Annotated in this window: 18 protein-coding genes and 2 pseudogenes; 16 read left to right on the forward strand and 4 right to left on the reverse strand. The window is 47.6% G+C overall.

Going from position 1 to position 21,801, the window contains the following annotated elements; genetic code table 11:
- Positions 1–207: 207 nt before the first annotated feature.
- The 5 genes and pseudogenes from NR121_RS22940 (at position 208) to NR121_RS22955 (ending at position 6,104) form a co-directional block, all read left to right on the forward strand.
- On the forward strand, positions 208–975 hold the full coding sequence (locus tag NR121_RS22940) for an ABC transporter ATP-binding protein (protein WP_007130972.1): 768 nt from the start codon (positions 208–210) through the stop codon (positions 973–975).
- Positions 962–3,676, forward strand: coding sequence for an ABC transporter permease (locus NR121_RS22945; RefSeq protein ID WP_256831985.1), 2,715 nt, complete (start codon positions 962–964; stop codon positions 3,674–3,676). The genes NR121_RS22940 and NR121_RS22945 overlap by 14 nt, the downstream gene beginning before the upstream one ends.
- Before the next feature lie 52 nt (positions 3,677–3,728).
- Positions 3,729–4,017: pseudogene (locus tag NR121_RS25510) on the forward strand (transposase); the annotation flags it as partial.
- A gap of 534 nt (positions 4,018–4,551) precedes the next feature.
- Complete coding sequence (locus tag NR121_RS22950; RefSeq protein ID WP_054819287.1) at positions 4,552–5,490, forward strand: VanZ family protein; 939 nt, start codon at positions 4,552–4,554, stop codon at positions 5,488–5,490.
- Between the two features lie 131 nt (positions 5,491–5,621).
- Positions 5,622–6,104, forward strand: a complete 483-nt coding sequence (locus tag NR121_RS22955; RefSeq protein WP_095397593.1) for a hypothetical protein — start codon at positions 5,622–5,624, stop codon at positions 6,102–6,104.
- A 132-nt stretch (positions 6,105–6,236) separates the two neighbouring features.
- Here NR121_RS22955 and NR121_RS22960 read toward each other — a convergent pair whose 3' ends face one another.
- The gene (locus tag NR121_RS22960; RefSeq protein ID WP_055109574.1) at positions 6,237–6,602 is read right to left on the reverse strand and encodes a helix-turn-helix domain-containing protein; all 366 of its coding nucleotides are present in this window, start codon (positions 6,600–6,602) and stop codon (positions 6,237–6,239) included.
- Positions 6,603–6,679: 77 nt separating this feature from the next.
- On the opposite strand from NR121_RS22960, the gene NR121_RS22965 reads away from it, so the two are divergent.
- The 10 genes and pseudogenes from NR121_RS22965 (at position 6,680) to NR121_RS23005 (ending at position 19,257) form a co-directional block, all read left to right on the forward strand.
- Complete coding sequence (locus NR121_RS22965; RefSeq protein ID WP_074048690.1) at positions 6,680–7,132, forward strand: site-specific integrase; 453 nt, start codon at positions 6,680–6,682, stop codon at positions 7,130–7,132.
- A 186-nt stretch (positions 7,133–7,318) separates the two neighbouring features.
- On the forward strand, positions 7,319–8,371 hold the full coding sequence (locus NR121_RS22970) for an ABC transporter substrate-binding protein (protein WP_256831992.1): 1,053 nt from the start codon (positions 7,319–7,321) through the stop codon (positions 8,369–8,371).
- Positions 8,361–9,362, forward strand: coding sequence for a FecCD family ABC transporter permease (locus NR121_RS22975; RefSeq protein WP_306277309.1), 1,002 nt, complete (start codon positions 8,361–8,363; stop codon positions 9,360–9,362). The genes NR121_RS22970 and NR121_RS22975 overlap by 11 nt, the downstream gene beginning before the upstream one ends.
- Positions 9,359–10,186: an ABC transporter ATP-binding protein gene (locus NR121_RS22980; protein ID WP_007130966.1), complete on the forward strand. Its 828-nt coding sequence runs from the start codon at positions 9,359–9,361 to the stop codon at positions 10,184–10,186. The genes NR121_RS22975 and NR121_RS22980 overlap by 4 nt, the downstream gene beginning before the upstream one ends.
- 36 nt (positions 10,187–10,222) lie before the next feature.
- Positions 10,223–11,161 carry a magnesium chelatase ATPase subunit I gene (locus NR121_RS22985; protein WP_054819290.1) on the forward strand — a complete coding sequence of 313 codons (939 nt, stop codon included), beginning with the start codon at positions 10,223–10,225 and terminating at the stop codon, positions 11,159–11,161.
- Positions 11,097–13,148: a VWA domain-containing protein gene (locus NR121_RS22990; protein WP_256831986.1), complete on the forward strand. Its 2,052-nt coding sequence runs from the start codon at positions 11,097–11,099 to the stop codon at positions 13,146–13,148. The genes NR121_RS22985 and NR121_RS22990 overlap by 65 nt, the downstream gene beginning before the upstream one ends.
- A gap of 38 nt (positions 13,149–13,186) precedes the next feature.
- Positions 13,187–16,885 carry a magnesium chelatase subunit H gene (bchH, locus tag NR121_RS22995; RefSeq protein WP_256831987.1) on the forward strand — a complete coding sequence of 1,233 codons (3,699 nt, stop codon included), beginning with the start codon at positions 13,187–13,189 and terminating at the stop codon, positions 16,883–16,885.
- 66 nt (positions 16,886–16,951) lie between these two features.
- Positions 16,952–17,845, forward strand: coding sequence for a class I SAM-dependent methyltransferase (locus NR121_RS23000; RefSeq protein WP_054819293.1), 894 nt, complete (start codon positions 16,952–16,954; stop codon positions 17,843–17,845).
- Positions 17,846–18,041: 196 nt separating this feature from the next.
- Positions 18,042–18,206 (forward strand): annotated as a pseudogene (locus NR121_RS25415) (zinc ABC transporter permease); the annotation flags it as partial.
- A gap of 136 nt (positions 18,207–18,342) precedes the next feature.
- Positions 18,343–19,257, forward strand: a complete 915-nt coding sequence (locus tag NR121_RS23005; protein ID WP_213530946.1) for an NAD(P)/FAD-dependent oxidoreductase — start codon at positions 18,343–18,345, stop codon at positions 19,255–19,257.
- 114 nt (positions 19,258–19,371) lie between these two features.
- On the opposite strand, the gene NR121_RS23010 is transcribed toward NR121_RS23005, so the two are convergent.
- Positions 19,372–19,584, reverse strand: coding sequence for a hypothetical protein (locus NR121_RS23010; protein WP_054819294.1), 213 nt, complete (start codon positions 19,582–19,584; stop codon positions 19,372–19,374).
- Positions 19,585–19,615: 31 nt separating this feature from the next.
- Entirely contained in the window at positions 19,616–20,326 is a 711-nt protein-coding gene (locus NR121_RS23015; protein WP_054819295.1) for a GAP family protein, read from the reverse strand.
- 88 nt (positions 20,327–20,414) lie between these two features.
- Between NR121_RS23015 and NR121_RS23020 the strand changes: the two genes are divergently transcribed.
- Entirely contained in the window at positions 20,415–21,008 is a 594-nt protein-coding gene (locus tag NR121_RS23020) for a TetR/AcrR family transcriptional regulator (RefSeq protein WP_256831988.1), read from the forward strand.
- Positions 21,009–21,466: 458 nt separating this feature from the next.
- Here the strand turns inward: NR121_RS23020 and NR121_RS23025 are convergent, their stop codons facing one another.
- Complete coding sequence (locus tag NR121_RS23025; RefSeq protein WP_256831989.1) at positions 21,467–21,712, reverse strand: nuclear transport factor 2-like protein; 246 nt, start codon at positions 21,710–21,712, stop codon at positions 21,467–21,469.
- Positions 21,713–21,801 lie beyond the last annotated feature (89 nt).

The following is a 21,801-nucleotide window of genomic DNA, read 5'->3' on the forward strand; positions in this document are numbered from 1 at the left end:
GGTTTAGAGACTTGCGTTGGGTGTAGATGGAACTAATCTTGTTCAGCAAGCCCTATTATATCTTAATTCGGCTAACACTACTGCAACTAGTACCGTGACAAAAATGTAAGCTCGCCAGTAGAAAAACGTAAGTTCAGCGTAAGGATAACTAGTCACCGGCATGGTACGATGGAAATTGAAAAAGGGAAAGCAGGGAGGAAAGATACAGTGGAAACGGTTATTGAAATAAAAGCGTTAACGAAAAGTTATGGGAATAAAGGGAACGTCGTGCCGGTGCTTCACGGGATCGATATGTGCATAGGCGAAGGAGAATTTGTCGGCATTATGGGGCCATCGGGCTCCGGGAAGACAACACTGCTTCATATGGCCGCCACCATCGATGAACCGACCTCCGGCAGCATCGTGATCGACGGGGAAAACGTTCTTCAAATGAACGAGGCGCAGTTATCGGCTTTTCGGCGATCCAAGCTAGGATTCATTTTTCAAGACTATAATTTGCTGGATACGTTGACGGTCAAGGAAAACATTCTGCTCCCCCTCGCGTTGTCCGGTATATCGGTCGACGAATTGGAGAACAGAGTGTCTGCCATTGCGGAACGATTTAACATCAAGCATATTCTAGAAAAATACCCTTACCAAATCTCCGGAGGTCAGAAACAGCGAACTGCTGCCTGCCGTGCCATTGTGACGCGTCCGCGACTGATTCTGGCCGACGAACCGACGGGAGCGCTGGATTCTAAAGCTGCGGCCAGCCTGCTAGAGGCGCTAAATGAACTGAACGAACAAGAGCATGCGACCATTCTGATGGTGACTCATGATGCATTAGCGGCAAGCTACTGCAGTCGAGTTCTCTTTCTAAAAGACGGTGTCATTTTTGCCGAGATCGTCAAAGGAACGACACCGCGACAAGCATTCTTTAAAAAGATACTGGATGTGTTGACGGTGCTTGGAGGGCGTACGGATGACGTTATTTGAGTTGGCCAAGAAAAATATAAAAGGTAATCTTCGCAACTATTTCATATATTTATTTTCCATGTTCGCAAGCGTCGCCATATTTTATGTCTTTGCTTCACTACAATATAGTACGCAGGTAGTCGAGGCTGTCGAATCTTCAGATAGCATGCAATCTGTGTTCATGGTTGGATCAATCATCCTGGTATTGTTTGTATCCGTCTTTATGATGTACTCTGGCCAATTTTTTACCCACAAACGAAAAAAAGAAGCCGGGCTATATGCTTTATTAGGTTTTCCAAAAAAAACAATCGGCCGGATGCTGTTCTATGAAAATATGATAATTGGAGCCGGCGTCCTAGTTCTCGGTATTGTGGCCGGTACGCTATTGTCGAAGCTGTTTGCCATGATTTTAATGCGCTTATTGGGAGTAGCTGTCGATGTCGGAATCACGTTCTCCCTTCCTGCGGTGCTTACCACTGTGGTTGTATTTCTTATACTAATTACAATAACTTCTGTACAAGCTTATCGATTGGTCTATCGATTCAAGCTTATCGAATTGTTCCGCGCAGAGCAGGAAGGGGAGCAGGAACCGAGCGCCTCGATCGTTCACGCTGCCGCAGCAATCGTGTTGCTCATCGTCGGCTACGGATTCGGACTTCAGAATTTCGAAAACAATGAACAGATCTTTACTAACCTGGGCGTCATGACCGTCGGCATCATCGCAGGGACTTTCTTGCTTTTCTCATCGCTCGTTATATTTCTGCTAAAGTATGCCAAGCGGCGGAAGCACCATTATTACAAGGGCATGAACCTAATCATGATTTCCAACCTGGTGTACCGAATGAAAGGGAATGCACGCACGCTAAGCGTCATTACCATCTTGTCCGCAATCGCACTATGCGCCTTCAGTTTCGGTTTCAGCACTTACTACGCTTACGAGCACACGGCACGTGTAACGGCACCTTTTAGTTACATGCATATTGCACAGGATGACGAAGTCGATCAAAAGGTCGAGGAGATCATACGTGGCGACGATGCGCATCCCGTGAAAGCCAAGATGTCGATTCCGGTCATTCATCTGAGCGGCGAAGCGTCAAGCGACGATATCTTGTCTGATCGTGAGCGCAAGGCAGCCGAGCATCCGGTGAAAGTGATATCGGTCAGCGCATATAATCGTGTAGCGGATGTGCTGCGTCTTGGTCGGTTAACGCTGAACGAATCAGACCATGTGATTGCGATTCGCCCCATGTATACGGATTACGAATGGGGGGATTATGATGGAGAAACCATCACCCTTGATTTGCCCAATGGGAGCGTGAGCTTAACTTTCGCAGGCATGACGATTGAACGTGTTCTCAATTGGCATTATCCGGATATTATGGTCGTCGTTGCGGATGATACATTTCGCAAGCTGGAAGCGCAAGTTACTACCGAGCAATATGTTGGTTACATCGTTGAGGACCAGAAGAATACGAAGGCGACCGCTGATGCGCTTGCAGCTATACAGACATCAGAAATGAAGCTGTCGACCTATTATTCCGTGTATCGCCTCGGCATCGAGAATGCAGCTTTTAATGTTTTCATTCTAGGGTTTTTGGGTGTGATGTTCCTTCTAGCAACGGGAAGTATCCTATACTTTAAACAGTTGACGGAGGCGACGAACGATCGTTCTCGCTATGAGATATTGAAAAAAATCGGCGTGAGCCACAAGGAAATCGCCGCTACGATCCTGAAACAGAACGCACTGATCTTCTTGTTACCGCTGTTGGTCGGCCTCGGTCATTATTTGATTATCTTTAACTGGCTGCGGAAGCTCTTCGGAGGAATGGGTGGTATAAATCTCCTGCTTCCAATATTGGTTTGCGTTGGATTGTTTATGGTGATCTATATGACATATTACATGATCACAGTAAATTCTATCATAAAGTTTATCAACGGGGAGTCTGCTCGTAAGGTTAGGTTCGCCATGTTCGCCTCAGCAGCCGTAATGGTTGCGGCCGTTAGCCTGTTCATCTTGGCTGAACCGCCAGTACAATACGACGAACCGCATACCGGTGAACGGATTCACATCACGTTACCTGAGCCGACTGGCGAGATGCCAGTGGGCGTGACGGAGCTCCACTTGACAGATATCGACCGAGCCGATCCTTGGGTAAAGGATCGAAAGCGGGAGCTTATGATCAGCATCTGGTACCCGGCCACCCGAGAGGTTGGCCAGAAAGCCAAATATATGCCGCCAAACGCAGCTGCATTTTACGACGAAACCGTCATGCCGACAATCGGAGTAGAGCCCGGCCGAATCGATCTATCCAACATCGGCGTTCATGCTTCGCTGAACGCACCCGCAGAGCACGGAGAGAAGGGCTGGCCTGTCATCATTTATTCTCCGGGCGGATCTGTTCCGAGAAGTCTAGGTACGATTAACGTTCAGGAATTGGCCAATACTGGCTATGTCGTTGTGACCATTGACCACACATATGAGACAATGGTCGTAGAGTTTCCCGACGGGAGAATAGAGACCGAGCAATTGCCTGATTTCGGGCCGAATACGGTACTGAAAATGATGAGCGTCAGGGTTGATGATGTCCGGTTTGTACTGGATCGACTGGAGGCGCTCAAGGAAGGGCAAAATCCCTTGGAAAAGGTTAGAAGAGTACAACACGACGTTCAAAGGGCGGACGTAAACTCCTTCACCCATACCCACTCCCTCGCCCTTTTGTAACCTGAATGAGCCGCCTGCAGTCATTAAGCCCATGCGCGCTTCACTTCTGCGCGAGAGCATACAAAAAAATGAAAGCGTGTATGAAGTACAAATGCGTTACTACCGATGTGCAGACTTGAAGGTTGCCCACTTAAGGAGCGTTGCAGCAAAGCGCAAGGGAATCGCGAGATTAAAGTGAGAAATGACTTATCTTGGCTAAAAGGCAAAAGCACGTGAAGAACTTCAGAGCGAGGAAGGTCGTGAACTTTCCGTCCGGCGCATGATCGAGGTGGAAAGTGTAATTCGGTGAAATGAAGAACAACCGGGGATTCCGGCGTTTCTTGCTTCAAAATTTGCGGAAGTAAGCCAAGAGGTCGGATCAGACTTACCAAGAATACTAGAAGTTAATGGCCGCCCTGCTGGATGAAGCAAAAGCGAATAACACAATAAATCTGGAACATGATTTGCGAAGACCGACCGATCACATTCATGACTCGCCAAATACTTCAGAAACTAATCGCTGGGTGAAGATATTGCCTTGAATTCTACATGCCTTGCGATGCTTAGCTCTTGTGTGTAATGCGGACGTCTATAAGTCGGATCACCGGTTCAAACCCTGCATCAAGTAAGCATGAGCGGCGTGTATCATGCAGGGGAGCGGAAGTTTCCATTGTTCCGACCGATTGTTCCAATGATTTTGTTGTGATAAACGTATGAGACATATCATGTTCTCCTCTGCGTGGAGTGGTTGGTCAGAGAGTCAAGGGTGTCTCTTTTTACATTTCATAGAACTGAATTTGGGCAAGTAAAGTTAATCAAGCTAAGGGGTGGGGGTTTCATGAAACAGGCAAGTAGGTTATAGTGACAAGTGGAAAAATAGAGTGGAGGAGTTAAGCATGGTCAAACAACGCAAAATTTTACTAACCGCAACTATTGTCTATACCATTATTGTACTTTATTTTATGTTCTTCGCTTTCGGCAGAGGAGAGGCTTCGGAGCAAATTTCCAGCTACACCTTTATTTTCATGCCCGAGAACTTTATTAGTTTGCCGTCTCCAGCTGATCTCCTGCATCCCAACCTAATGAGTATGGTGGCTTTCGGGAACACTATTGCGTTTATTCCTTTCGGTATATTGATTCCATGGCTATACCGGGTCAGCTTTGTCCGGTTCATCATCTTATTCTTCATCGCGATTCTTGTGCTGGAAACGATCCAGGCCCTTACATTCCTGGGCAGCTTCGATATCAACGACGCTCTTCAGAATTCGATTGGAGCAGCCCTCGGTTTTGGGGCGTACAAGCTTGGTTTCCGTTACCGGAGCCTCGGGCGCAATCTGGTGGCAACGGCTATATCGGGTATGGTTCTTTTTATAGCTTTATGGGGATTAGGGGCGGCGGTAGACAAAATAACAACTAAAGTAGAGGGTCCGTTTGTGGCGATCACTGAATGGACGGACAACTCGGGCAATTCATCCACCGGAGACAAACCGGACAGTATTCAAATCAACGGACAGAAGATACCGCTCCGCTATAACCTATATGGCGCTGAAGGCGGAGATTCCAGAACGTTCACGTACAAGTCTGAGGGACAGACGATTTTCTCCTTCGATTACGGATGCCCCGAACCAACGGATTATTCCGGTAGTATCAGTGTTACTCGGGATGACAGGGAGATCATGAGCAGTTCTGGAGAACTTCAGCGTACTCATCCTGATCTGTTCCCTTCGCTATTCAAGATTCCGCTTGAGCCGGGGGATGAGCTGAAGATCACGATTAAGGGCGACATGAAAGCATGGGATGTCGGGTATACGCGGATGCAGTATTTCTGGAACTAAGTGCTTAAAGGGATTTCGCCGCCATTTTATCATGAATAACACCTAGCGTTTGGGTTTTCAAGCGCTTTTTTTACTTTTGAGATCGGGATTTTCAGAAACCTGGTTATAACCTAGGCTGGTTGGTTGTCCAATTGGGTATTTTAAAGGAGCTGAAGGTCTGGAGAACGATCGGCTCCTCCGCTTACCGAGTATATCGCTATGAAGGGAAGCTCAATCTCTTGGAAAATGCCGCCCTGCTCCTATGTTGGAAAGAGGGAGATGGCTTTGAATCTAAGCTGATGAAGGCCTTTCTGAGCACGGATATTTCACTGAGCAATGAAGAGATTCTATGCTATTACAGCAAACGTTGGGACATTGAAACGTATTTTCGAACTGCGAAAGTACAACCGGCCATGGATCGTTACCAGGTTCGATCTACTCAGGCGATTGATCGTTACTTGACCCTGCTCATGTTTTCTACGTTATATTACCAGTATGACAGCCAAGGAAGTTTAAACGATGGGTTACATCACTACCGTATCCAGAAAAAGCACGACATGATTGAATATATTTACAACCAAGCCAAAAGTGAGGCAACATTAGACCAAATTAAAACATGGCTAAGCGTTGCATAGGGATACTGTCAGCTCTTAAAACTTACAAATTATTGAAGCGATTATTGGCAGGTACAGTTAAAGAAAATACAAGAGTGAAATCCCGTGTAAAAAAGAAAACGCTCTTTTTGTGTTAATGGCGATAAAAAATGGCTATTCAGACCTCGCTGCGGCATCTATTGATTTGAAAATCTCCGTTGTTACCTTATGGATCATCTTTACATCTTCGCTCTTCTTCCCTAATAGAAATTGATAGTGGACCTCAAGGACAGTTCTGGTCTCAAATTCCTGAGAATCTGGATCGATTTCTCGAAAATCTAAAAGATTTCCTGGCTTTATGTTAAGAGCGTCCATGATTTTTTCCAATGAATCAATAGATAGATTTCTTTTTCCAAGTTCAACTTCGGTTAAATATGAGGTTTGTTGCCCTGTTATTTGGCTTAATTGAAGTAAGGTCAGATTTTTTTTATTACGTATGCTACGAATTTTTTCACCGATCAGTTTTTTTAAATCAGACATCGATTTACAACCTCCCTGCTTATCCTAAGGGTAAGTGTTTCAATCGGAAAAATACATAACATTATAAGTTAAATATATTGACTCAATTGGGACTGCGTATTAGTGAGTTGATCACTATTTATAGCGCCTCAATCAAGCAAGTAGGCGGCGATACGATGCTAATTTATTCAACTGGAAAGTTGAGTCCCGAACCAGTAGAGGTTTCAAAGCCAGCGAATCAACTAGTAGTATACGCATTGGATAAAATCAAAGAATATGCAGTGCCGTTACAAAAGGAATCAGGGCTTCCATATTTGTTCCTGTCAAGAAATAGAAGCAAAAAAGGCTACCCGGTTGGATTGGCTTCGCATTCAAATTGGAATAAGAATCATTTGCGACCATGGATTAAACAGCATAATATCCGAGATAAGAACAACGAATTAATTGATTTTACTAGCCATACATTCCGTCATGTATTTGCAAGCTACGCATTAAAGGGTGGGGCATCGATAGAGGTGGCGTTACAGCATATTTGCCATCCTCCCACCTAAACCTTGTGGAACCTTTGTAACCGTCAAGTCCTTTTGATTTTCAAAAAATTAATAGTAAACATTACGAAGTGGTTGACATATAAAAGTAGTCGCTGTTACAATATGCATGAGTTAATCGTAATGATTACGATTAACATCATTTTGAGTGAAGTGTTGTATGAATCAAAAGACAGGAGGTTCAAAGTGATGCATGCATACAAGCGGCAAAATTTACTTCGCCAATGGAGCGGAGGACTGCTAGCAGGAGTTATGTTCGTATCCGGTTGTGCAGCGCCGTCCAATCCTGCGAGCGACAATAATCGTGATGCATTGGAGTTATCGCCGTCAGCGGAGTCTAGATCTGTATCTGTTCATGATGGGGAGGAAGAAAAGGCGTCGTTTCTCACGTTCGAAGACGACACTGGAAGGGAGATTCGGCTGCCTGAGCAACCACAGCGCATCATCGTCCTATCGCCGCAGCTATTGGATTTGCTTTATTCGGTTGACGGTCACGCCATTGCCCACGCCACATCACCGGGTGGAACGGTGCCGGATGAGGCGGAGCGAATCGAAGAAGTCGGGGGAATGACGACCGTCAATACGGAGAAGCTACTTGCTTTAAAGCCTGATCTCGTGATCGGCTCTGTGGTGTTTCACCGTGAGTTAACGGCGATTTTGGATGCGAGTAACGTGCCGTTCGCCCTGTTCAATCTGAGTACATATGCGGACTTGAAGCAAAAAGCGGTGTTGTTCGGTCAGCTCTCCGGGACGGAAAACAAAGCTAGGGAAGCACTTGCCGATTTGGATCAGGAAATTCGTGAATGGACTGCCCGGGTACCGGCCAGTGATGCACCAACTTTCATCATGCTGAACGTGACCCCTAACAGCCTTTCTGTGCAGCGGCAAGATACCGTCGGAATCGAGGTCGCAACTATGCTGCATATGAACAATTTGGCGGAAACATGGGAAGCAGCAAGCGACAGTCCGTCGACTGCACCATTTAGTCTGGAAAAAATCGTCGAGCTAAATCCGGATTATGTTTTTATTCTGATCCACGGGGCGCGAGAAGATGGGGAGAAGAAAATTCAATCCGATCTGGCCAGCCAACCTGCATGGACATCGCTGCGTGCTGTGAAGGAAAACCGTATGATCATCTTGCCGTCTGATCGGTTTCTCTCAAACCCGGGATTTCGATTAAGTGAATCGGTCGAATATTTGGCTAAACTTGTTTATCCGAATACATATGAGAATGGTCATTAATGCTTTCCGTGTTCCGATGTCCAAAGGCGTTCTAGTCATTGTCGCTTTGACGGCTGCGGTAATCCTCGCTACTGGATTCAGCATCGGTACCGGAGCAGTCCGCATTTCTTTTTCAAAGATTTGGTTATATGTCTTTCACGGTTATGACGGTCCAATGAAGGAAATTGTGTGGAACATTCGGCTGCCTCGCACGTTAGTGGGCATGCTCGTTGGCGCTAATCTGGCACTGTCCGGTGCACTCTTGCAAGGCGTGATGCGGAACTCGCTGGCAGATCCGCACATCATCGGCGTGTCATCTGGAGCAGGATTATTCGGCATCATCGTTCTCATTTTATTTCCACATCTATGGTCGATGCTGACACCTATCGCTTTTCTTGGCGCTTCCGGAGCTGCCGCCATCATTTATTTACTTGCCTGGAAGGACGGTGTACAGCCGGTGCGCCTAATACTTGCAGGCGTGGCCGTGTCCGCCTTTCTCGGCTCTGGCATCTCCGCATTGTTAATTTTCTTCAGCGATCGGGTGAACGGTGCCCTCGTGTTTATGGTTGGCGGCTTGTCCGCCAAAAGCTGGCCAGAGCTTGAAATCATTCTCCCTTATTCGCTCATTGGCATGAGCCTGGCGTTCATTGGCAGCTCGCATTTGAATATACTTGCCCTTGGCGATTCCAATGCACGCGGCCTCGGCTTGTCGGTGGAAGCAGCTCGCTTCTTCCTGACGGCGCTCGCTACCTTGCTTGCCGCAAGCGCGGTCAGCGTCGTCGGCCTGCTCGGCTTCGTCGGTCTGATCGTTCCGCATTCAGCCCGCTTGCTGATCGGCAGTGATTATCGGTTCTTACTTCCTGCATCCGTGCTGCTTGGAGCGGCCGTTGTGACATTTTGCGATACACTCGCCCGCTTGATGTTTGCTCCTTTGGAGCTGCCGGTCGGCATTATGATGGGAGCTTTGGGGGCGCCGTTCTTTCTATATTTGCTAAGGAGGGAAGCGAGATGACGTTGTTACGCTTGGAAGACGTGTCCGTGAGGCTTCACAACCGTACGGTGCTGGATTCGCTGAATTGGCAGGTGGAGGTCGGAAAAATTTACAGCATTATCGGTCCGAATGGCAGCGGCAAAAGCACCTTGCTCAAAACTTGCGCCGGTCAATTAAAGCCTGCGCAAGGAAAGGTGCTCTTGCAAGGCAGACTGCTCGACAGCTATCCCCGTCGGCAGTTGGCACGGCATATGGCAATGCTTCAGCAAAGTCAAGCATCTCTGCCGGACGTGTCCGTGCGTTCGCTGGTCAGTTACGGACGTTTTCCTCATCAGCCTGTATGGGGCGCAAAGCGCAAGGAAGACGAGAAGATTGTCGAATGGGCCATGGCTCAGACCGGAACGCTACCCTTCGCGGAGCGAAAGCTGTCTAACTTATCCGGCGGAGAACGGCAACGCGTATGGATTGCCATGACCTTGGCACAGCAATCGGGGCTAATCTTATTAGATGAACCGACGACCTATCTCGATGTCAATCACCAGTGGGAGGTTATGGAGCTAGTCCACGATCTGAATCGCAAATATAGCATTACGATCGTCATGGTCCTGCACGATCTCAACCATGCTGCAGCTTGCTCCGATGAATTGTTGGTGATGCGAGCTGGCGAAATGTATGCCAGCGGACCGCCGGAGCAAGTCATCACCGATCGCATGCTGCGCGATGTGTTCGGTGTGAGAGGGAGCGTAGGAAGGGATGATCGAAGCGGTCGCATGCATTGCCATATCGAAGGGCTGCTTGAGGCGGTTGATTTCTCAGCTCAACCCGCAATCGCAGCAGTCAAATAACGAATGTCTAAAACATTTACAAAGGAGAGGATCAACATGGAGGGGAAAGCAGACGTATATCCGTTCGCGGCAATCGTCGGACAGGACTTGATGCGCAAAGGGCTGCTGCTTAATCTTGTCAATCGGAAGCTCGGCGGCATCTTGATCCGCGGGGAGAAAGGCACTGCCAAATCGACGGCCGTACGCGCGCTCGCGGACTTAATGCCGGAGCTTAGCGTCGTGAATTTGCCCGTACATGCTACGGAGGATCGCGTCGTCGGCACATTGGATATCGAGCATGCGATCCGGGAAGGAGAGAAAAAGTTCGAGCCGGGACTGTTAGCGAAGGCGCATGGACATATATTGTACGTGGATGAAATTAATTTGCTCGATGATGCGATCGTCGATGCGCTGCTCGACGCAGCAGCCATGGGAGTAAACACCGTTGAGCGAGAAGGCGTCTCTTACTCGCATCCGAGCCGCTTTATCTTGATCGGTACGATGAACCCGGAAGAAGGGGAGCTGCGGCCGCAGCTGCTGGATCGCTTCGCGCTTTCAGTAGAGGTGAATGGGGAACGAGATGTGGAAAGCCGAATGGAGGTCATTCGCCGGCGCCTAGCATTCGAAGCAGATCCAGCCGAGTTCCGCAGACGTTATGAGTCGCAACAACAAGAGCTGCGGGAACGGATAGAACGAGCGCGTCAGCTAATCGAGCAAATCAAACCGTCCGAGGAGTTACTGAAATGGACCGCCGCAGTCGGCATTCGGCTGAAGGTAGACGGTCATCGTGCGGATATCATGTTAATGAAAACCGCCATGGCGATGGCTGCATTCCAGGGAAGAACGCAGATTGTGGCAGACGATATGGTAGAAGCGGCGATGATGGTGATGCCGCATCGCATGCGCAAGCGGCCGTTCGAAGAGGGAGCATATGACCACGAGACGATACGCGAGCTGCTCGGCGACCTTCTGTCCGAGGTCACCCATGCAAGTTAAGCCTCACTTGTATCCGTTCTGTGCTGTAGTCGGTCAAGATCGTGCGCAAAAGGCGCTGCTGCTTCATGCGGTAAATCCGGGATTAAAGGGGGTGCTGCTGGCAGGCCCACCAGGAACGGCGAAGTCCACGCTCATCCATGGTGTTGCAGAGTTGCTGCCGGAACTTAACGTCATTAACATTCCTTTGAACGTTGATGAGGTGCGGCTTTGGGGCGACTGGGATATGGCAGCTGCTGTCCGCAGCGGCAAACGAACGTTTGTCCCCGGCTTGCTTGCAGCTGCAGACGGGCACATCGTCACGGTAGACAATGCACATATCATGCCCGAAAGGTTAATGAAAGCGATCCTGACTGCTGGCGACAATGTAGCGGGCGAGCCCGCGCATGGGCATGTCCGCAAGAACTCTGAGCGAAGAAGTGGCCGTGACAGTGCAGCATTCCGCCTGTTCGCAGCTATGAGTCCGGACGATGGGAGGCCGCTGCCGGCGATGTTTGATCGCTGCGGGCTATATGTGCGGCTGGAAACCTCGACGGACCTTGCGGAGCGAACGGACATCGCAAGTCGCTTGCTCGCCTTCGAACAAGATCCGGAGTCGTTTCGCCTAGCTTATGAATCGGAAACGAAGGAATTGAGAGCACGTATCGCAGCGGCTCAGACTCGGCTGCCTGCTGTACATATTGATGAAGAGCTACTGCATTTGGCTGCCGAAATCGCTGAGGAAGCTGGCTGTCTGGGACACCGCGCGGACATCCTGCTGATCGAAGCGGCCCGGACGATCGCAGCTTGGGAGGGTCTTAGAGAGACGACACAGGAGCATCTGCAGGAAGCAGCGGGCTTTGTGCTGCCGCACCGGATGCGTGCAGCATCTTACTCGGAAGAGTCGCGAGGGAAGTCGCCGGCAGACTTAGCGGATCAAGAGCCAACGAAGCATGATTCGAATGACGATCATCCATCACCAGGATCGCATCGCGATAAGGAAAGCCAAAGAGAAAACCAAGCGGAAGGAGAGAATCATGCGACAAACGGCGAGCAAGTTGACCGGTCACAATTCGCTTCGCCTGCACAACTTGGGGGCGACCACAACGGCGAAGCCGATAGTAGACAATCTCTTTCCTTAGAGGCGCGGGCTGTAGTGGAAGCCGTTGGACGGGAAATCGCTGTGCAGCCATTCGTCTTTACCCCGCCGCAGCCAATGAAGCAAGCGCAAACTGGGAAACGAAATCAAGCGTCAGTAGGAACGGTAAACGGTCGATATGTGCGGGCTGCGATGCCGCGCGGCCCTCTAAGAGACATTGCGTTTGATGCCACGCTTCGTATGGCGGCTCCCTTTCAGCTTATACGTAAGCAACAATTAAGTTCATATAACACGAACTTAAAGCTATGGATTGAGCCGAGTGATGTGCGTGTGAAGGTTAGGGAAAACAAGACAGGAACTGCTTTGCTATTCGTCGTCGATGCCAGCGGTTCGATGAATGCAAATAAGAGAATGAAGGCTGTCAAAGGTGCGGTATTGTCTTTACTTCGTGATGCGTACCGGCAGCGTGACCATGTGGGCTTGATTGCCTTTCGCGATCAACAAGCTGAATTGCTGCTCGGGTTGACACGCAGTGTAGAGCTCGCGGAACGCAAATTGAGGACGCTGCCAGCTGGCGGGAAAACGCCGCTAGGTATTGGACTGGAAAAGGGACTCATTGCGATTCGCCCTTTGTTAAATAGAAGAAGTGGACTCATCCCCGCGATGATCGTCATGACCGATGGAAAGGCGAACGTCAGCGCAGAAGCGGCAGGTGATCCATGGCAGGAAAGCCTGCAAGCTGCACAACGCATCGCAGCGGCTGGCATACGCACACTTGTGATCGATACAGAGGATGGTGTAGTACGATTCGGCTATGCCCGCAAGCTGGCGGAAGCGATGCAAGCGCGGTATTACCGGCTGGAAGAATTAGATGCCAATAACATTGAACGTGCTGTACGGACGTTGATCTAAAATAATGATTTATCGATTACGGAAAGGAGGATGGCGCGTTGAAGCTATCCATACTCACAAACGGGGAAACGACGTTGTCGCATTTGTCTGAAGCATATCAATTGCTTGATCAAAATCAGAAAAAACAGCTGCATCTGACCATCATCGATTTAGGGAGTCGGAAGATCGACGAGCTTGAGGACGTGGAAGCCACGCTTGTTGGAGCTGACCTGGTCATCTTCGATGCACATGGCGTCCGCCAGGACGTTGTCGAATGGTTGAGTAGCCTGCTAAGCAAAGGGACGGCTCATATCGTTCCGCTTGGTGGCAACTCCGCTGAGATCGCTTCGCTACTCAGGCTAGGCAGTCTGACCTTTGCAAATTTGCCTAGACAAGAAGGGCATACACAGGCGGCAACGTCCTTGTCGCTAGAAGGAATGGATGAGGGTAAGGCGGATTATGAACACTACGTTCGATTTACCGAATATTGGCGGGGCGGAGGCACAGCGAATATGCTCGGTCTGATTTGTCTGGCTGGCCGAGAATATGGCAGCTGTCACCTGTTGCCGGAGCCTAAGGATCCGGTATATGTTCGGGAGTTAACGATTATGGAGCCGAGCAGTCGCACGGTTTACTCGTCTGCAGCCAGCTACCGGCAAAGCAATCGCTACGACGAAGGTCGGCCGAATGTCGCGATTTTATATCTTGGGAATAGCAATCCGCTCGATACTGCGGAATGTATTGCGCAGCTTAAGGAACAATTGGAGGCTTTCGTGAACGTCATGCCGATCGCGTTTCCTTCAGTGATGAACATTCCACTCGACCGTCTGCACGAGTTGCTACTTGGCGAAGGTCACCAAGTCGACCTTATCGTGAACCTGCTGCCTTTCCGACTTGGGATTGGTCCCGGCGGAGGAAATCAAGACGGGGCTGTGCAGATGCTGGAACAGCTCGATGTGCCGATGCTGCATCCGCTATTGTTGAACAGTAGAACGGAACAAGAATGGAGACAGTCTGCGAGTGGACTTGAGCCATCTTTGCTGCTCGTTCAGGTCATGCTGCCGGAGCTTGACGGGAGCGTGGAGATGTTTCCGATAGCGGCACTGCAGGAAGACGGAGAAGACGCCGAGCTAAACGTTCCGCTAAAGCGGCTTGCACTTATACCTGAACGGACAAAACGCTTGACAGATCGCATCCGCCGCTGGCTTGCTCTGCGGAGCAAGCCCAATGCAGAGAAGAAGCTGGCGCTCATTGGCTACAATTATCCGCCAGGCGAAGGAACGGTGTTCGGCGGTTCCTTCTTGGATACATTCGAATCGATAGCACGTTTATTGAGCTGGCTGAAGCAGCAAGGATATCATACCGAGGAACTGTCAGCGGCGGAGCTGCGTGCCAGATTTATAGAGGGCGGTCTAGTCAATTCCGCAAAATGGTCTGATCCTCAAGCTCCGAGTCAGTTGATCCGTTATGCGGATCCCCATTTCACACAGAAGCTATCCGGCCGTTCATGGGGAGAAGAAGCGATAAGCCGCTGGGGTCAGCCGCCTGGTGACATCATGACGGACAACGGCTCCTTTCTCATACCCGGCTTAATGATCGGCCAAGTGTTTATCGGCCTGCAACCTTCACGCGGTATCCATGAGGATCCAGAGAAGTCGCTGCATGACCGTTCGTTACTACCTACGCATCAATATACTGCGTTTTATCATTGGATTCGTGAACAGTTTCAAGCGGATGCCATCGTCCATATCGGGACACACGGCACCTTAGAGTTTCAGCGGGGGAAAGAGGCCGCTCTGTCTGGGGACTGTGTACCGGACGATTTGCTCGGGGATTTGCCCAATTTGTACTACTATCACGTAGGGAATCCGTCCGAAGCGATGATCGCCAAGCGGCGCAGCCATGCCGTATTGATCGGCTATCAGGCTCCGCCCTTTACAGAAGCTGAGCTGTATGGCGAATGGCGTGAGCTGGAAGCCTTGCTGCACGAATATCGTGAAGCGAAGCAGCTCGCGCCGGAACGATGTGAGGCGATTCTACAAGAGCTGCAGGCGGTAGCGAAGTCGCTTGACTTCTCCGCGGAAACTGTAGAACACATGGAGGAGGAGCTTTATCGCATGCAGCATTCGCTCATCCCTAGTGGACTGCATGTGCTTGGCGACAGCTATTCACCTGAAGCCGCTTTGAACCATATGCAATACGTGCTTCGCCACGAGCGGGGGAAAATTCGATCCATTCGCGGACTGCTCGCTGAACGTCAAGGAATTCGGGCGGATGAGCTAACTTCGGGCAAGCATGTGAGCTTGCTGCGCCAGCTTGATGAGGAAGCGAATGCGTTAGTGACCGCTTATGTGTCAAACAAGGCAATCCCGGACATGTATAAGAGTGAACATCCAGATTGGCTTAAGCAGTTGGAAGCTTCGCTCGAGTATGGTTACGAAGCTTACCTAAGATCATTGCAAAATGAGGAAGCAGAAGGGCTGATGCGGGCACTGGAGGGTCGGTACGTTCCAGCTAAGCTCGCTGGGGACGTGCTTAGAACACCTGAAATATTTCCGACCGGACGCAATCTGTACCAATTCGATCCCCGCTTAGTGCCCAGCCGTACAGCTGCTGAACGAGGGGCGATTGTCGCCGAAAACTCCATACAGCAATATCGCGAGCAGCACGGGGACTACCCGCACACGACGGCGGTCATCCTCTGGGGGATTGAGACGTCGCGCACACAAGGGGAAACCATCGGGCAAATCCTGCATTATATGGGGGTTCGCATTGGCGGGGGAGTCGGAACGTTCCGTACTGAATATGAAGTGATCCCGCTTGCGGAGTTAGGTCGACCGCGCTTGAACGTCATGGTGCATATTACTGGGGTTTTTCGCGATTTGTTTCCGAATTTGCTGGAAGATTTACATGAGCTATTCCGGAAGGTATCCGAGCTGGATGAACCTGATGAGTACAATTGGTTCAAGGCTCATACACGAAGTATTGAGGCGGAACTACTTGCTGCCGGATATGAGGCAAGTCAAGCGCATGACTTAGCGTGCGCCCGCATCTTCGGCCCGGCAGAAGGCGAGTATGGCACGACGGTGACGCGGATGATCGAGACGAAACGATGGAACGAGGAGTCTGAGCTCGGAGCGGCATACACGGACAGCCAGCAGCATGTATACAGCGCACTAGCGCGAGGACAGGCGGAGCCGGAATTGTACCGGTCACATATGCTGGCGGTGGATATCGTGTCGCAAATTCGCAGCAGTCATGAATGGGAAGTAACGGATTCTGACCACTATTATGAGTATTTTGGCGGCTTGGCAAAGTCTGTGGAAGTAATGAAAGGTCGTAAAGCAGACATTCATATTACGGATACGACAAGGGAGCACATCAAGACAGAATCAGCTGAACATGCGATTGCACGCGGAGTAAGGACTCGCTTAACTAACCCGAAATGGATCAACGATCTCTTGAAGCATCCTTATCATGGTGCAAAGGTAATGGCCAGCCGATTCGAGTATGTACTGGGACTTGCAGCCACGACTGGAAAAGTAGAACCTTGGGTATTCGATCGTCTGCATGACGTCTATGTGGCTGATGAAGAGCTTGGTCAGAAGCTGCAGGACAACAACCGCTGGGCTTACCATGCGATGATCGAAACATTGCTGGAAAGCGAGCAGCGAGGGTACTGGACACCGGATGAACAAGTTCTGAATCAGCTGCGGCAAAAATACCTTGAGCTTGAAGGAGAATTAGAAGGGGAATGAGAACAGCTTGAGGCTTAAGCTGAAATCCATTTACATTTTACATTAAGAAATGAGGTGTTAAGCTAGATGATCGAAATGTTACGCAACGAAGCTGCTTGGGAAAAAGCTTGGAAGGACGACCAAACGACAGGTGTAAACTTGATGAAATCAGCAGGGATCGAGCCTAGATTCACTTTTGGCGCCATCGCGGCACAAAACTACAATGAGCAATCGTTCAACGATGAAGGAAGAAGACGGTCAGCACGTATTATCGGCTGGTTGGAAAATCAAGGCGTAAATTTTAATGGCGCCTCTGTCCTTGACATCGGAGCGGCCTCTGGAATATTTTCTATTCCCTTTGCACAAAGAGGAGCAGATGTGACCGCCGTTGAGCCGTCGCTTCCGTTCACAGAACTATTGGCGCACAACAATCAAAAATGGGCCGACGGTAAGGTAAAGATCGTGCGCGCAGCCTTTGAAGATATGGATACGAAGACATTAGGCTGGAACCAAGCTTTTGATTTTGTCTTTGTGTCAATGTGCCCAGCGATCACAGACTGGGAGATGGTGGAGAAAGTGATCAGCTGCGCTCGAAAATTTTGTTATATCAGCTTGGCAGCAGGTCCTAAAGAACACAGCCTCACCCTTGAAATATTACCGCTGTTAAACCATTCATACAACAAGCATCAAAACTCCGAGATGATGTATTTGCTACAGCTGCTTTATCTAAAAGGGTACGCCTTTCATTCACTCGTCACAAAAGAAATGAAAGCCAGGGTTGTGTCTCGTGCGGAAGCCATTCAAGAGGTTTTACATTGGCTTAACTTTTACAATTATCCAGTAGATGAGAATACGCAGGCCATCATTGAAGATTATCTGGATCAAACTTATCCTGGAAAAACGATCCCAATCAAACAAGGAGGGCGCTTCGGCAAAGTGCTCATTCAGTTAGAAGAGCAAAGCATGTTTAATTATTCATGAGGATGAATCAACCAAAGCGCCTACATCCGATGAGTTCCCGCATAAGGGACGCGTTGTACGAAACAATGGCGGTTCCGGAAGAGCGGGAATTTTTGATCCAGATGGGCATGATATTCAGGCGGATGAAGAAAGAGGCGTGTACTTTGATTGTGTTTGCCTTTGAAAAACAACACTTATCATATTAAATGGAATGGTCATTGCGCTTGTTGGCATGTTAAGTGGTTTAGTCGCTTCTTATGAATTGGGTACACCACCCGGCGCTTCCATCACAATAATTTTAATGTTGATTTTTTCAGTCATAACACTTGCAAAGTACATGTTAGATTACTTGAAATTGGATAGACTATTTAATAAAAGTTAAGTCTAGAATGAAATATGCAGAAAATGACAAATCGAGTTTACGCCGTAGATTTGCCATTTTGAAAATAAGCCCATGCATCATACTGAGTAATCACTTCACCTATGGAAAGTTAAACTAAAGTGGAAGGGAGTTAATCATGAAGGAAGTTGATGTTGTTATTATTGGAGGAGGTCCTGCAGGTTTAAGTGCTGGACTTGTGCTAGGACGTGCTAGAAAGAAGACATTGATTATTGATGAGGGCCAACCGCGTAATGCAGTGACTAGAGAGGCTCATGGCTTTTTAACACGTGATGGCATTAGCCCACATGACTTTCGAAATATTGCAAAAGAGCAGCTTCGCACTTATCCATCGGTTTCACATCTGGAAGATATCGTCAAGTTGATAGAAGGGGAAGATGGACAATTTTTGTTGGAAACTGTTTCGGGGGTGAAGATAGCCACTAGAAAACTGCTGTTTGCTATCGGAATGAAGGATCGTGATCTTGGTATACCAGGGTTGGCGGAGGTCTATGGTAAGAGTGCGTTTGTATGCCCGTATTGTGATGGCTGGGAACTAAGGGATCAGCAATTAGTTGTCATAAACAGAGGAGCGACATTAATGCATTTTGTCCCATTGCTTTCTGGGTGGTCGAAGCAGTTAGTAGTTTGTACAAATGGTCTCGATGAATTGAGTGAAGCGGAACGTGAAGAATTGCGCGCACATAATATCCCGGTATTTAATGCACCAATACATTCAATCCAATCAAATCAAGGCATGGTAAGCCATATCAAGCTTGAGGATGGGACGGAAATTTCGTGCACAGGGATTTTCTTCAAGCCGGAATTGGAACTTGGATCGGATTTGCCAGTTGCCCTTGGTTGCCGGATGTTGGATACTGGAATCATTGAAGTCGATGAGTTTGGAAAAACTAGTGTACCTGGTGTTTATGCAGCAGGGGATGCAACTACACACTTACACCAATCTATTGTTGCAGCTGCTTCAGGTGCTGTATCCGCAGCTGCAATAAACGGGGAATTAAATCAAGAAGAATGGCGGAAGAGCAACGTTTGATTGAATAACCATGAACACTTTACGAGCCTTCCTCACCCAAGTATCATGCTCATAGAATAAACTTCAAGGGTGAGGAATAACTATGAGGTCTTCAAGTCTTCAAGACATAATAGGTTAGTCAACTTTATCCTTTATTTTAAGAGAACCCACACCAATAATTGCTCCCAATATCACTAAAATTATACTGGCTATTATTTCATATCCTTGCAATGCATCGATGTAATTGACGAGAAACCAACTTGGTCCCCCGCCTGCCAATCGATTTATGATACCTCCAACTCCCTGAAGCAATAGAAGTAAACTTGCACCGCTTGCAATCTCTTTCATAACGCTACATCTCCTTTTTACATAACGAATATCAAGATAGAACTCCCCTGATGCCAATATTGAATAAAATCGCCCCAATAATTGCCACTCCGACTAATACAGAAGACAACGGAGCTTTTACTAATTTTGATCGCAGTTGTTCAAGCTGATTCATTATCCAGTTTTTACATAGTATAAACACGATCAATAGTAAGATTGAAGGAAGTACCATAATCGCGTTATAGCCAAGTAAAATGCCAATGGACAAACCCGTATGAAACGCTAAACCATCCATTAGTAATATCGAGTAAAAATACGGTAAAGCTGTGGTAAACTCAATCGCAAAGACAATAATACCGAGTATGATCATCGCTCTTATAGACACTTGCGTAGGTAACCATTCCAAAAATCGGGATTCCATTTTTTTCTTAGGCTTATATAAACTAATGAGTACAAAGATGGCTCCAAGAATCGTATAAAACCAACTTGAAATTTGATTGTTAGTCACGCTTTCTATAAAACCAATTATCTGCCCAACTCCTAGGTAAACCAAGATACCCATCATAAAATAGCAAATTTGTGTGGATATTAAAAAAACGATCAAACGCGATGCTGTTTTTTCTTTTTGTATGAGAAGGATATAAGCTGTAATCGCCAATACCCCGGGGCTTAAAATATCAATGACAGCACAGAGCACAATAATGAGGAGTGCTGTTGTGAAATCTATGTTGGTAGGAATTAATGATTCAATGATTTCAATCACCTAAACATCCTCCTTATTTATTTATTTCGCACACTGTGATAAAATAATAATAACACAGTGTGTTAAATAAAACAAGAGGTGATTTGAAGTGCCGAAAATTGTTGATCATGATCATAAAAGGAAGATCATCGCTGAAACGGCTTGGAAAATTATTGAAACCGAAGGTATTGAAAAAGCATCTATCCGCAGAATCGCATCTGAGGCTGGAATGTCTGCCGGAGCATTGAGACATTATTTCTCAAACCAGGATGAGTTACTATTATTTATCATGGATTATTTTCTTGCTCGCGGGAAAGAACGGTCGAAGAATAAATCATGGTCACAAGACTCTTTCATTGCGGTACAGGAAACGTTGTTAGAATTGGTTCCTGTCGATCGGGATAAACAAGCTGAAGCTGGCGTATGGCTGGTTTTCGTCATTCGTTCACTTACAAGTGCAGTTTTGAACACGAAAAAAGATGAACTCATCGAAGGAGAATACATTTTAATGGAGGCACTGCTTGAAATCTTGATAAAGGCAGGCTATGTAAAAAAAGACATAGATATTGAAATCGAAAAATTAAGGCTTTCTGCAGTCATTGAAGGTTTATCCATACATGCTCTATTAAGACCGGATATATTCACCATTGAAAAAACGGAACAAATTATTACTCACCACTTAAAAGAACTTTGCAACCAATAAAAGAGCCAAATGTTATCATCTAAAACCTATTTGCGATTCATCGTGCGAACATGGCTCTTTTTTTGTAAATTAGTAGAATACTTCTTTTGAGATTAACAATCGATAAGAAATACCCGACCTGAAATGTTTTACAAAAGTTAGTTCGGGTTTCATGTTAACAACTCCTATTTTAAACGTACATCTCTAGCACATGCCGCCAAAATACCTCTAAAATGCGGTGGTGGACTATTTTTAGAATAAAAAATGCAATTTTACGAACTTTTATAAAACAAATGGAAACGTCCAATATGTCGTTAGACCTTTCCATGAGTCTCTCAAAACACTTTTACAACAAAAAAACAATAGCATTATTGCGGTTTAAGAAATTTGAATGACATACGATGTGATCGTTTTAATTTTTGCATTTCGCCCAAAACCTCTGAAGTACAAAAAGCAAACCTTTGCTGATCATGGAATGCTTAGGTTCCATTTACTGAACCCGTGTTTCCGTGGGTGATGATGTTGTGGATGTGTAATTGTTGAACTTTTCGATCTTTCATGTGATTCAGTGCTTTTTCAAAATCGGCTTTTCCCCGCTTGATATGAACTCCGATGACTTCCCAAACGATATCATCCGTCACCCAAGCCGTACAAAAGTCTACTTCATATTTGGCAAATGCGATGCTGAGATCTCTAAGTAATTCTTTTTTTTTAGTTAGGGACATCGATGAAGTCGCATTGCATAATACTACGGCCATCGATGCGGTGAGAAGAGGGAAACGCAGATTTAAGCTCTTGAAAGCGAATGAAAATA

This window comes from Paenibacillus sp. Pae15, assembly GCF_024519685.1.
In the GTDB taxonomy this organism is placed as follows: domain Bacteria; phylum Bacillota; class Bacilli; order Paenibacillales; family NBRC-103111; genus Paenibacillus_G; species Paenibacillus_G naphthalenovorans.